Source organism: Aureimonas populi (assembly GCF_017815515.1).
Lineage (GTDB): Bacteria > Pseudomonadota > Alphaproteobacteria > Rhizobiales > Rhizobiaceae > Aureimonas > Aureimonas populi.
The window spans coordinates 3,185,517-3,198,339 of record NZ_CP072611.1; the positions used below are offsets into that span (position 1 = coordinate 3,185,517).

Genomic DNA, 12,823 nt, shown 5'->3' on the forward strand with positions numbered 1-12,823 from the left:
TTCGATGAAGCAATTCCATGGGACCATTGAAGAGCTGAAGGCATTGATCGAAACCTGCGGATTGGCCGGAGAGTGGTCGGAAAGGCCCGAAAACGGCTTGCACTGCTACCGGGCCAAGACTGGCGAAATACTTAACTGGTGGCCTTCAAAGGGGACCGTGCAGATTCAGGGTAAAAACCCGGATGATTTTCGCGATAAGCTCGCGAGTGCTTCAGGTGCTCCGATTACGCCAAAACCAGTCTCCACCACGGCCACCGCAAAGATTTTCCTTGTTCATGGGCATGATCGAGAAGCCCGCGACCAGCTTGAATTGGTGTTGATGCGCCTTGGGCTTCAGCCCTTTATCCTTCAGAATGCAGACGGAGGCAGCAAGACGATCATTGAGGCGCTGGAGCAGCATATCTACGAAGAAGCTGCCTTCGGCATCGTTCTTTTGACGCCCGATGACTTCGGCTACCCAAAGACGAAAGGCGAAGCGGACAGACAGCCTCGCGCTCGACAGAACGTAATTCTTGAAATGGGAATGATCATGGCGGCGCTCGGTCGCGCACGCATGGTGATCCTGAAAAAGGGAGCGCTCGAATTGCCGTCAGATGCGAACGGAATTCTCTACATTGAGTTCAACGACCATGTGCGCGAGATCGTCCCAAAACTAGCCCAGCGCCTCCAAGGAGGTGGATTTCAGATCGACCCAGCCAAGATTGCGGCGGCGTCAGCATGAATTACGAACAGCCATCTATCTCCCACCCTTACGCCAAGGGATTTTACGAAGACAACGTCCACCGGGAGGAAGTGCTGGAGGTTCATCTGTGCAAGGCGCTGGTGGAACACCAAGGTTATCGTTCGCGCCGTCCCGAGAACTATGACCGCGCCTCCGCGCTCGACAAGACCCTGGTGATCGAGTTCGTCAAGGCGACGCAACCTGACGAATGGGCGAAGCTGGAAGGCCATTACGGTCCTTCCGCCGAAACCGAGTTCTTCAAGCAGCTTGAGCAGGGATTGAAGCAGCGCGGCACGTTGGATGTGTTGCGCAACGGGCTGAAGCTGGTTCCAAGCCTGAAGTTCTTCCTTGCCGCCTTCAAACCGGCGTCCGGCGTCAACCCGGCTTTGGTGGCACTGTTCGAGAGCAATATCCTCAGCGTCATCAATCAGTTCCGCTACAGCGCGAAGAACGAGAACGCTATAGACGTGGGATTGTTCGTCAACGGCTTGCCCGTGGCGACGCTGGAACTGAAGAATACCCTGACCGGCCAGAATTTCCGTCATGCCGAGCGCCAGTATCGCCATGATCGAGCGCCCGCCAATGAACCTCTGCTGACGTTCAAGCGAGGGGCCTTGGTCCATTTCGCGGTGGATCAGGACAACGTGTCCATGACCACCCGCCTACAGAACGGCAAGACCCGGTTCCTGCCCTTCAATCGTGGGCATGATGGCGGCGCGGGTAACCCGGATGTCGACGGGGAGTTTCGCGTTGCCTATCTCTGGGCCGACCAGCCCGAAGGGCGGGCGATTTTCTCCCGCGAAATCCTTCTGGATATCATCGGGCGGTTTCTCCACCTCGACGGCACGAACGGCAAGGAAGCGCTGATCTTTCCGCGTTTCCATCAGATCGACGCGGTTCTGAAAATGCTGGCCCATGCCCGCGTCAACGGTAGTGGCAACAACTATCTGATCCAGCATTCGGCGGGATCGGGAAAATCCAACACGATCGCCTGGACGGCGCATCGGCTGGTGACGCTGCACGATCCGTCCGACCAGCCGATTTTCGACACCGCGATCGTGGTGACGGATCGCGTCGTTCTCGACCGCCAGCTTCAGAATACCATTGCCCAGTTCGAGCAGACGCCCGGCGTCGTCCGCAAGATCGACGGAACCTCACGGCAGTTGAAGGCGGCGATCGAGGGGCAGGCGAAGATCATCATCACCACGATCCAGAAGTTTTCGACCGAGCATCTTCGCGTCATCAGTGGACAGGGAACGCGGCGGTTCGCCGTGCTGATCGACGAGGCGCATGGTTCTCAGTCCGGCAAGAGCGCCCAGGCGTTAAGCGACGCCCTCAGCCGCGATGAAGAGGCCGGGACGCCCGATGAGATCGAAGTCTTGATCGCGGAATACCAACGCCAACGTGGCCCGCAGGCGAACATCAGTTACTTCGCCTTCACGGCGACGCCCCGCAACGTCACGCTTGAGCGTTTCGGCTCGACCGGCACGGACGGCCTCCCGCATCCGTTTCACCTCTATTCCATGCGGCAGGCAATCGAGGAGGGTTTCATCCTGGACGTGCTTCAGAACTATATGACCTACAAGGCGTATTACGCCCTGGAAAAGACTATCGACGATGACCCCGAACTGGATACGCGCCGCGCGCAACGGAAAGTCGCACGGTTCGCGGCCCTGCACCCGACCGCCCTGAGCCAGAAGGTCGAGGTGATGGTCGAGCATTTCCAGCGCCATGTCAGGCCGGAACTGGATGGCCAGGCGAAGGCCATGATCGTGACCTCAAGCCGGGAAAGCGCCCTTCGCTATTATTTCGCGCTCAAGACCTACATCGAAGACAAGGGATATAGCGACCTCAGGGCGCTCACCGCCTTCTCCGGCGAGTTGCACGTCGATGGCAATACCTACACCGAGGCTGAGTTGAACGGATTCGGCGAAAGCGAGTTGCCCAAGCGCTTCGATACCCCGGAATATCAAATCCTCATCGTCGCGGAGAAATATCAGACCGGCTTTGACCAGCCGAAATTGTCCGGGATGTATATCGACAAGAAGCTGGCGGGGTTGCAGGCGGTCCAGACCCTGTCCCGGCTGAACAGGATTTACCAAGGTAAGGAACGAACCTTCATCCTCGATTTCCAGAACACGATGGATGATATCAAGGAAGCGTTCCGCCCCTTCTACGAGGTATCCAGCCTCGAAGCGGTTTCAGACAAGAACCAGATCTATCAGTTGGAGACGCGCATCCGTACGTTCGGCTATCTCGACAGCAGCGAGATCGAGCGATTTGCCACGACCTTCTTCAAGGGAACGCTGGCCACTCAGGATCGCGTAACGCTGGAATCTCTGGTCCGCAACGCCGTGGCGCGGTTTGAAGCCGAGGACGACGAAGGCCGGCAGGAAGAGTTCAGGCAGCTTTTGAGAAGCTACAAGCGGTTCTACAGCTTCGTCGCGCAAATTGTCCGGCTGGGAGATACCAGCTTGGAAAAGCTCTATGCCTACACCGACTGGCTGGACCGGATGTTGCCCAATCGGGAACAACCGCCGGAAGTCGAGATCACGGATGAAATGCTGCGCCTGCGCGCTTTCCGCGTTCAACAGAAAGAAGTTGGCTCCGCGTCGCTTGCAGCGGGCGACACCGTGCCGCTCACCGCGATCAGTGAATTTGGGGCCAAGCCCTATACTGAAGATGAAGCGAAGGCTCTTTCGGAGATTGTCCGGTCCTTCAATGACCGGCACGGGACGCAGTTCACGGAAGAGGATTTCATCCGCCTCGAACAGGTGAAGCGCAAGGCGCTTGATGAGGAAATGGCGGCGGTGTTGCGGAACAATCCGCCCGATGTCTCCCGCCCGACCTTCGTGCGCCGCCTTCTCGAAGAGACGATCAAGCAATATCAGCGCGACAGCAGCCTTCAAAGCATCATCATGACGAATGCAGAAGATCGCGATCGCATCTTCAACCACCTCTTCAGCCGGGCCTTGCGCGAGGTGCGCGAAACACAAATACCCTGATACAGGTTGCTCTTGCACGGCGTTGCCACGCGATGGAGGGCAGCCGCCTGTCCGACGATTCCGTGCCAAAACCGGGCGCACTCATTGAGCGTCGGGTTTTATGGGATAATGCAACAAGAGACGATAACCGCCCCGCATCATCTTGATGCCGTGGGCGACGAGGCGACGGGCCTTGTTCTTGCGCGGATCGACTTCCCAATCCTGCTTGGTGCCGCTGAATCCGAGCAGCACTTCGGCGATGGTGCGATAGCTCGCGCCGTGCAGCCGTGCATCCAGGGCGCGTAGCGACAGCATGTGCCATTGCCGGAGCTGGTCGGGCATGACCCGAAACTCCGGCCCCGGTCGGCGGCCTTCGACGGAGCGCCAGAACCGCCGGGCGGCATGTGATCGCAGTTCGTAGAAGGCATCCAACGGCAGGAACGTGCCGTAGAAAGCCGTGGTGTCAGGAGCGGCACGGGGCAGCCACAATTGATGCGCGATGCCATCGGCCCGCCAGACGCCGTGCCAGCCATCGGCCGCGCGGCGCAGGTCGAAGCCGTCGAGATGGGCGAGCTTGATCGTCGGACCACTGGCGTCGGTTATATGCGCGACAGGCAACAGCATGAAGGTATTCGGATGCACGCGCGGCGACCAGAGCGGAGCTTGCAAATCAGCCGCCGTGTCGGGGTCGCTTGGGAAAGAGCAAACCCCAGCGGTCCGCAAACGATTCCAGTTGTTCCGCGTCCTGCCTGCGGGCCAGCGCCAGCGTCTGGTAGTCATGGCGATAATCGTCGTTGCGGCGCAGATATTCCCAAGCGAAACCGGAAGCGGCAAGCTGCCATATGTACCCGTAGGCCGCATGGTGCCACCATTCGATATTCAGCATGGCGTCGCGCCCTCCATGCCGCGCCTTCCGGCTCACTGCATTGAGACGCCGTCCAAGTGCTGAAGCTTGTCCGGGTTTCTGGTGATATAGATGGCGACGATCTTGTCTTCCGCGATCAGCAGCGCGGTGGTCTGGACGATCCCACCGCCTTCGATGCTGATGAAGCCGGGAAGTCCGTCGATGACCGCGTAGCGGATGAGAAGCGACGGCGACTGGCTGAACTCCTGCGCCAGCTGGACATGCCGCGCCATGACCTCGGCGATGCCTATCAGCAGACGCGGCGAGGCCGGAACCTTGCCGCCGCCATCCGTGCAGGCGGTAATGTCTTCGGCCAGAAGCGACCGCAGCGCGCCCATGTCGCCATTGCGGGATGCAGCAAAGAACGCGGCGGCAATTTCCAGCCCATGTTCCTTCGTCATCGCGAAACGCGGCCGGGCGGCCCGGATATGCTCCCGCGCCCGGCTGGCGAGCTTGCGGCATGCCGCCGGTTCGCGGCCGATGGCGCTGGCTACATCATCGAAGCTCATGCCGAAAATGTCATGGAGCAGGAAGGCGGCGCGTTCCAGTGGCGACAGCCGTTCCAGCGCGATCATCAGCGGAAGCGTGATATCGTCGCCGGCGTCTGGCTCCCCGTCGTCAAATATGGGCTCGGGGAGCCATGGCCCGATATAGGTCTCGCGCCTACGCCGGGCGGATTTCAACTCGTTGAGGCAAAGGCGTGTGACGATGGTTCGCAGCAGGGCAGCCGGTTCACGCACCGCATCGCGATCCGTCGCCAGCCACCGTGCCCAGGCATCCTGAACGACATCCTCGGCGTCCGCCACCGATCCCAGCATCCGATATGCCAGCCGGACAAGGCGCGGTCGCAAATCGGCGAATGAGGGTTCTGACTGTATGTCGTTCATTCCAACACCGTTCTGTTGTTACTCCGCGATAACCGAGTTCACCCTGTAGAGGCTGGGTGCTACGGACTTCGCCAACCCGGCGAATTGCTTGAGCTGCTCCTGCGTCTCGGGCTTCTTCATGAAGCCCTCTAAGTGCTCCTTCGACACCCATTGCGCGTAGTTGACGACTTTCTGGCCGTCGAAACTGCTGTGAATGCTGACCGAGATGAAGCCGGGCTGATGTCGGATCGTACTTTCGGTCACTTCCGTGAGAGCCTTCGCCAACTCGGCCTGTTTTGCAGGCTCGACCTCATACACATTGATGAGCGTCAGGCGCTCTGCCTGGGAGTCAATCGTCGCTGTCGTCTTGTCGGCCATCGTCATCTCCTTCGGGAACTGCCGTTACGAAAGACATGACAACGATGGCCCCGGAAATGTGACACGCCGCGCGTGTTTCAGGTGACGTTGGTGGTGTCGGTGGCGCAGACGCGGAGCCGATGGCCGTCCGGGTCGGTTGCAACGAAGGTGTAGCCGAAATCCAGCACGGTCGGTTCGAGCACCATGGCGATGCACTTTGCTTTCCATTCGCGATAGAGGTCGTCCACTTCGGTGTTTGTCGCGTAGCTCATGGAAATCTCAAAGCCGCCGAACGCCGGTTGCGGCTTGGGGTCGATCGTGTGCTTCGACTGCAAGCCGACCACGAAATCCCCGCTCAGGGCGAAGACCGAAAAGTCCTTGAAGGTCTGGATGGGATCGGCGTTCAGAATTGCCTTGTAGAAGGCCGTGCTGGCATCGACGTCATCGACATAGAGAATGAGGCTGCTTGGACGGAAAGTCATCGGTTCTCCTGATCTGCTTCGGAGGGTGCGCCTGCCTCGTGGCAGACGGGCTATGGAGCCGCATAGGAATATAGATTACCCTTACTGACAAAAATCGGCAGTAGGGCATTTCCAATGGCACGCAGCGACCGGCTTTTGCGTTTGCTCCAGACCCTCCGCACTTTGCCGTCGCCAGTCACGGCCGAGCGGTTGGCGGAAGAAACCGGCGTTTCCATCCGCACCATCTATCGCGACATCGAAGGCTTACGCGCGGCGGGCGCCACCATCGACGGCGAAACCGGGTTCGGCTATCGGCTGGTCGAGGACATGGCCCTGCCGCCGCAGACCTTCACGCGCACCGAGATCGAGGCGCTGGTGCTCGGTCTCGGCGAAGTTAGACATGCCGGCGACAGGGAACTGGCGAGGGCAGCCGAAACCGCTTTCGCCAAAATTACCGCCACTCTGCCCGAGCGATTGCAACTGCAGGCGGTCCATGCCGTCAACCGCATCTACAAGCCCTCGCCGCCAGCAGAACCTGCCGTGGACATGCCGTTTCTGCGGCGGGTGTGCTGGGAGGAACAGGTGCTGAGGATCGTCTATATTGATGGCGAGCGGCAGCAGACGGAACGGGAAATTTGGCCGCTCTCCATCGTCTATCTGGAACGTGCTCTCATCCTGCTGGCACGATGCTGCGAGCGCAACGCCTTCCGCCGATTCAGGATCGACCGTATTTCCGAGGCGACCGCGACCGGCGAGAGTTTCCGGCCGCACAGGGTTCCTCTGTTACGAGAGTTCGTTGCGCAGATGATCGCGGAGGAGGAAGCGCGAACTGCCGCTCAATGACCGGCCACAAAGGCACATTTCCTGCTTGTCCCGCTTCGTTTTCGTCGTCTTTGCGCGGCGTTGCCGCGCGATGGCGGGCGGCGCTGCGATATTTGATGTCTCCGCGCCGCCCGCCATCGGTCACGGCCGATCCTGCTGCGGGTGCGATGTCGTTGGCGTTTTGGTTTCCTGTTCGGCCGCGAACGCCTCTTTCCCTTTTCCGGCCCACAGTTCCCGCGCCCGTTCGCCGTCCTCGCTTGTGAGCTTGTCGGCCATCCATAGTAACGCGCCGTAGATCGGGGCGCGGTCGTCGCCTGTCAGGTCCACGATGCCCGATTTGACCATGAGGCCGCCGAGTTCGATGAGGTGGCGTGTGCGCTTGCGGCGCTCGACCTGCCAGCTTCGCATATCATTCCGTGCCCGTTGCGCCTGAAGCCGGTTGCGCGCTGCCCGGTTGCGTCGTAGCGCCGCCAGCGTTGCGGTCAGGTGCCGGAGCAGATCGCCGTGATTTCCCACGAAAGAACGCGGCACCGCGTTTCGCCCATGCCTCCCTCTTTCCGGCATCTTTCGTCTCGGCCAGCGCGACCAGCGCACCGGCCAGTTCCTCGACAGTGAGGTTGTCCGCCCCGGTGGCGATCACCAGTTCGCCAAGCTGCTGCACCTTGCGCATCTTGAGTTCCAGCGCCTTGTCTTCCAACGCCTTCAATTCCGCATCAAAGTCCCGTGGCTTGCGCATCATCGTGTCCTTTCCCGGTCGCAAGTGGTTGATGCCGCGATGATAGTTGAGCGCTTCACCGAATGCTGTAATGTTGCCGGGACGGTCTGGCACGGGTTGGTCCATCCCGAGAATTTTTCGAGGGAGGGCGCGCTTATACGTCGTTCCGACGTGCGCTTGGCCATGGCAATGCTTGATCGCTATGGCGATCTATCATCTTCACGTCAAGGTCATTGGCCGCAAGGCCGGATCGAGCGCGGTAGCCTCTGCCGCCTATCGCTCTGCCTCGCGGATGCGCGACGAACGCATCGACCGCGTGCAGGATTTCTCCAACAAGCGCGGCGTCGTCCATTCCGAGGTGCTGTTGCCGGAGAGCGCACCCGAGCAATGGAGCGACCGCGAACGGCTCTGGAACGATGTCGAGGCGTTCGAGGTCAGGAAAGACGCGCAGCTTGCGCGCGAGGTGGAGTTCGCAATCCCGCGCGAAATGACACAGGCGCAGGGCATCGAGCTTGCCCGCGACTTCGCGCAGGGCGAATTCGTCGATCAGGGCATGATCGCCGATCTCAACGTACATTGGGACATCGGCGAGGACGGAAGCCCCAAACCCCATGCCCATGTCATGCTCACCATGCGCGAAGTCGATGAAGACGGGTTCGGCAAAAAGGTGCGGGACTGGAATGCGACCCAGATGATCGAGCGCTGGCGCGAACGCTGGGCCGAGCATGTCAACGAGCGGCTGGCCGAACTCGACATCGACGCCCGTATCGACCATCGCAGCCTTGAAGCGCAGGGCATCGGGCTTGAGCCGCAGAGCCAGATCGGCGCACCAGCGCAGCGTATCGAGGGCGAAGGCATCGAGGCCGCCGACCGCGCCGACATGCACCGGGAGATCGCCCGCAACAACGGCGCGCGCATCATCGCCGATCCATCCGTGGCGCTGGACGCGATCACACAGCAGCAATCAACCTTCACCCGCCGCGACATGGCGAAGTTCGCCCATCGCCAAAGCGACGGCATCGACCAGTTCAACGAGGTCATGGGCGCGATGCGCGGCTCGCCCGACCTGGTCGAACTCGGTCAAGACGGACGCGGCGAGGATCGGTTCACCACCCGCGAGATGATCGAGGCCGAACAGCGTTTGCATCGCGCGGCGGAATTGATGGCCGAGAAGGAATTGCATGAGGTCAGCGACAGGGACAGAGAGGCCGCACTTGCGCGCGCAGAGCAGTGCGGCCTTGTTCTTTCGGGCGAGCAGGCCGACGCGCTGGCGCATGTCACGGACGGGCGCGATCTCGGCATCGTCGTCGGCTATGCCGGGACGGGAAAGAGCGCCATGCTCGGCGTGGCACGTGAGGCATGGGAGGCGGCAGGCTTCGAGGTGCGCGGCGTTGCCCTGTCCGGTATCGCCGCCGAGAATCTGGAAAGCGGCTCGGGTATCGCATCGCGCACCATCGCCAGCATGGAACACGGCTGGAAGAACGGGCGCGACATGCTCACGTCCGGCGATGTGCTTGTCATTGACGAGGCGGGTATGGTCGGCACGCGGCAGTTGGAGCGCGTGTTGTCCCATGCCGCCGAGGCCGGGGCCAAGGTCGTGCTGGTTGGCGATCCGCAGCAGTTGCAATCCATCGAGGCGGGCGCAGCCTTCCGCTCGATCCATGACCGCCACGGCGGCGCGGAAATCGGCGAGGTGCGCCGCCAGCGCGAGGACTGGCAGCGCGACGCCACGCGCGATCTGGCAAGCGGCAGGACCGGCGCGGCGATCGGCGCCTATGACGTGCACGACATGGTGCATGAGGCCGCATCCCGCGAGCAGGCGCGCGACGATCTAATCGACCGTTGGGACCGCGACCGGCAGGCCGCACCGGACAGCAGCCGCATCATCCTCACCCACACCAATGCCGAGGTGCGAGAGTTGAACGAGGCCGCCCGCGACCGAATGCGGGCGGCGGGCGATCTGGGCGAGGACATGCGCGTGACGGTCGAACGGGGCGCGAGAGATTTCGCCAGCGGGGATCGCGTGATGTTCCTGCAAAACGAGCGCGGACTTGGTGTGAAGAACGGCACGCTCGGCACCATCGAAGAGGTCAGCGAACAATCCATGTCGGTCCGCACCGATGACGGGCGCGGCGTCAGGTTCGACCTCAAGGACTACGACCGCATCGACCACGGCTATGCCGCCACCATCCACAAGGCGCAGGGCATGACCGTGGACCGGACGCATGTGCTGGCGACACCGGGCATGGACGCCCACGGCAGCTATGTTGCCCTGTCACGGCACCGTGACGGCACGGACCTGCACTATGGCCGTGAGGACTTCGCCACGCAGGACAAGCTCGTCAGCACCCTATCGCGTGACAGGTCGAAGGACATGGCGACGGATTACGACCGCGCCGACCCGACGCAGAGCTACGCCGAGCGGCGCGGCATCACCGTCCGCGAGCGCGATGTCGCGGTTGAACATTCACGCGCGCCGGGCAATGCCCTCGACCGGATCGACGGCATCACTTTCAACGTGCGCGCGCCCGGCGACCGCGCGGAAGGGCCGGAAAGGGAGACGGCCGGCAGGGAGATAAGGCAGGAGATCGGGGCGGTGGCGCGGGATGCCGGAATAGATTCGGAGGATGCCATGCGCCACGCCCGCAGAATGGCGCTCATTCGTCATGCCCATGCCGTTGGCCAAGTCTTCAACGCCGAGGATGCCGGGAGCAAGGCAAGCCCCGCGCAGTGGGATGAACTGGTCGATGCCCGCAGAACATTCGACGCGGTGCGGCCCTATGGCTGGCAGGACGCGGAAGCGGCCTATGCCAAGGATGAGAGACTTGCCGATGAGGCGGGATCGGGCAAGGTCAATCGCGCCATCCGAGCCCTGCAACTGGAAACGGAGATTCGCACCAGCCCGGAGCGCCGCGCCGACCGCTTTGTCGAACGCTTTCGCGACCTCAAACAGACCGGCGAGCGCCAGTATGCGGCGGGCGACTATTCCGGCTACAGGCCAGCGCGGGTGGAGATGGGCAACATGGTGGCCAGCCTCAAGCGCGACCCGCAGCTCGAATCCCTGCTCGAAGGCCGCAAGAAAGACCTCGGCATCTCGTTCGAATCAGGCGTGGGAATCCGTCGCGACCTCGCCCTCAGCCACGGCCTCGGCAGGGGCCGGGGTCTCGGGATCGGCATGTAGGATTTTCCTTTTTACCGCCGATTCTACGCCACAGCACTACGCCAGCTAAATATCTATTGCACAACGATAATTCGTTGCTCTCACTGGTCTCTGCAATCGTCAGAAACAACCAGCAGGAGGTAGCGCAACCATGCGTGAACCAGACCGTATCGTCCGCCTGAAGACCGTCCTCGCCCGCACCGGCCTGTCCCGTTCCACTATCTACCGCAAGATCGCTGAGGGCACTTTTCCCGCCCAGCTCAGGATCAGCACCAACGGCGCGGGATGGCATGAATCCGACATCGACCGCTGGATCGCCGATCCCGCCGGCTGGCGGCCACCAATGACAACGCCTGACAGACTGGACGCGAGAGACAACGCGTTCAGAGATCGTCGTCCAGTTCGTCGTCGTGGACCTCGGCGGCACGTCGCTTCGCGTCGGCGATCAGGTCTTTTGCGGATTCCCCCTTCACCCAAGCGTCGAGCATGTCAGCCCAGCACTGAAGCATGATCTTCCGCTCGGCGAGGTAGCGGTTCACATTATAGACGGCCGCGATCCGGTTCCGGGGCGCGTGGGCCAAGCTCATCTCGATCCAACGATCGTCGAACTTGGCGCGATTTAGGCCGGTCGAGAACGTGCGGCGCAGGTCGTGAACACCAAAGCTCTGAAAATCAGGATCAGTCTCCCGGATGCGCTCCACGACCGTGTCGATCACGCGGTTGAGCGTGGCGTTGCTGATCGGCGTATCGCCGTCATATCGGCCGGGGTGGAGGTATCGGCTGGCACCGAACATGGTGCGGAACGCCGTCAGAATGTCGAGCGCCTGATCGCTCAGCGGGACGATATGCGCTTTGCCGGCCTTCATGCGCTCGGCCGGGATAGTCCACCGCGCGGCGGCGAAGTCGATTTCCTTCCATGTTGCATCGATGAACTCCGACTTACGGACGCCGGTCAGCAGGACAAACTTCACCGCCGAACGTAACGTGGGAGCCGCCGCCACATGATCCAACGCCGTCAGGACCGCGCGGACCTCTGACGGGGACAGGGCGCGGTCGCGCGGCTCGAAAGTGGCGATGGCGCTGGTGCGAATCGACTCGGCCGGGTTGCTCACATCCAGCCCACTTCCTTGCGCATGGCGGAACACCAGCAATACGACCTCGCGGACATGCACGGCGACGGCCGGCCCGCGCTTCTCCTTAACCTCGTCGCACAGACGTTTGAGACGCTGTGGCGTCACCTCCGCCAGCTTGAGCTTCGACAAATCTCCCGCAATGGCGCGATTATAGACGGATCGGCGCATCGCCAAGGTGCTGTCAGCCAGTTTCTCGGCTCCCGACTTGGGATCGGCTTTGTGCTTGAAATAGGCTTCCGCCCACCCGCCAAACGTGACCGCTGCGGCTGACGCGGTGCGCTTTTCCACCTTGGCTTTCGACGGGGACTCGCCCCGCTCGACCTGACGCCGCGCCCGCGCCAGCAGCGCTCTCGCCTCCGCAAGCGATACCTCCATTCCGTATTCCAGCGCGGCGGGCGCCCGTGTCAGCTTGCGCGCCGCGTCGGCGCTATACCGGCCGATAGTCAAGACCTCCTGCCGCCCGTTCACCCGGTACTGATACCGGAACGAGATGACCCCGGTTGGGGTGACAGCCGCATACATCCCGTCGCGGTCCGCCACCTTGTAGAGCTTGGCCCTTGGCTTCAGATTTTTCAGTTGTTTATCAGTGAGTTCGCTCATAAATCCGCATCCGGTCAGGGGGCGAACGGATACCATCAACAGGCGCTGTTGGTACCGGAAGCCCGTTTCTCGACCATCCTGCGCCATACCATCATCGATA

The 12,823-nt window shown here is 61.6% G+C and carries 12 protein-coding genes and 1 pseudogene; 5 read left to right on the top strand and 8 right to left on the bottom strand.

The genetic code is table 11. The features are described 5' to 3' along the window. Nucleotides 1-4 precede the first annotated feature (4 nt). A complete protein-coding gene (locus J7654_RS15080) occupies nucleotides 5-721 on the top strand; it encodes a TIR domain-containing protein (protein WP_209736691.1) in 717 nt (238 codons plus the stop codon). Continuing rightward, nucleotides 718-3,726, top strand: coding sequence for a type I restriction endonuclease subunit R (locus J7654_RS15085; protein WP_209736692.1), 3,009 nt, complete (start codon nucleotides 718-720; stop codon nucleotides 3,724-3,726). The genes J7654_RS15080 and J7654_RS15085 overlap by 4 nt, the downstream gene beginning before the upstream one ends. Before the next feature lie 81 nt (nucleotides 3,727-3,807). Here J7654_RS15085 and J7654_RS15090 read toward each other — a convergent pair whose 3' ends face one another. The 5 genes from J7654_RS15090 to J7654_RS15110 all read right to left on the bottom strand — a co-directional run bounded on the left by J7654_RS15090 (nucleotide 3,808) and on the right by J7654_RS15110 (nucleotide 6,314). Then, entirely contained in the window at nucleotides 3,808-4,329 is a 522-nt protein-coding gene (locus J7654_RS15090) for a DUF2285 domain-containing protein (RefSeq protein WP_209736693.1), read from the bottom strand. A 46-nt stretch (nucleotides 4,330-4,375) separates the two neighbouring features. Beyond that, a complete protein-coding gene (locus tag J7654_RS15095; RefSeq protein ID WP_209736694.1) occupies nucleotides 4,376-4,591 on the bottom strand; it encodes a transcriptional regulator domain-containing protein in 216 nt (71 codons plus the stop codon). 32 nt (nucleotides 4,592-4,623) lie between these two features. Next, nucleotides 4,624-5,496, bottom strand: coding sequence for a sigma-70 family RNA polymerase sigma factor (locus J7654_RS15100; protein ID WP_209736695.1), 873 nt, complete (start codon nucleotides 5,494-5,496; stop codon nucleotides 4,624-4,626). Between the two features lie 18 nt (nucleotides 5,497-5,514). Beyond that, nucleotides 5,515-5,853 (bottom strand): antibiotic biosynthesis monooxygenase family protein, encoded by a 339-nt coding sequence (locus tag J7654_RS15105; RefSeq protein WP_209736696.1) that lies wholly within the window; start codon nucleotides 5,851-5,853, stop codon nucleotides 5,515-5,517. A 77-nt stretch (nucleotides 5,854-5,930) separates the two neighbouring features. Next, a complete protein-coding gene (locus J7654_RS15110) occupies nucleotides 5,931-6,314 on the bottom strand; it encodes a VOC family protein (RefSeq protein WP_209736697.1) in 384 nt (127 codons plus the stop codon). Between the two features lie 114 nt (nucleotides 6,315-6,428). Between J7654_RS15110 and J7654_RS15115 the strand changes: the two genes are divergently transcribed. Then, nucleotides 6,429-7,136, top strand: coding sequence for a helix-turn-helix transcriptional regulator (locus J7654_RS15115; protein ID WP_209736698.1), 708 nt, complete (start codon nucleotides 6,429-6,431; stop codon nucleotides 7,134-7,136). 120 nt (nucleotides 7,137-7,256) lie between these two features. Here the strand turns inward: J7654_RS15115 and J7654_RS15120 are convergent, their stop codons facing one another. Beyond that, entirely contained in the window at nucleotides 7,257-7,523 is a 267-nt protein-coding gene (locus J7654_RS15120) for a conjugal transfer protein TraD (RefSeq protein WP_209736699.1), read from the bottom strand. 1 nt (nucleotide 7,524) lies between these two features. Then, complete coding sequence (locus J7654_RS15125) at nucleotides 7,525-7,851, bottom strand: conjugal transfer protein TraD (protein ID WP_209740600.1); 327 nt, start codon at nucleotides 7,849-7,851, stop codon at nucleotides 7,525-7,527. Between the two features lie 181 nt (nucleotides 7,852-8,032). Here J7654_RS15125 and traA point away from each other — a divergent pair, with 181 nt between their 5' ends. Beyond that, nucleotides 8,033-11,011, top strand: a complete 2,979-nt coding sequence (traA, locus tag J7654_RS15130) for a Ti-type conjugative transfer relaxase TraA (protein ID WP_209736700.1) — start codon at nucleotides 8,033-8,035, stop codon at nucleotides 11,009-11,011. A gap of 130 nt (nucleotides 11,012-11,141) precedes the next feature. Continuing rightward, nucleotides 11,142-11,330, top strand: a pseudogene (locus J7654_RS15135) (helix-turn-helix transcriptional regulator); the annotation flags it as partial. Between the two features lie 43 nt (nucleotides 11,331-11,373). Here the strand turns inward: J7654_RS15135 and J7654_RS15140 are convergent. Continuing rightward, nucleotides 11,374-12,723: a tyrosine-type recombinase/integrase gene (locus tag J7654_RS15140; protein WP_209736701.1), complete on the bottom strand. Its 1,350-nt coding sequence runs from the start codon at nucleotides 12,721-12,723 to the stop codon at nucleotides 11,374-11,376. Nucleotides 12,724-12,823: the final 100 nt, after the last annotated feature.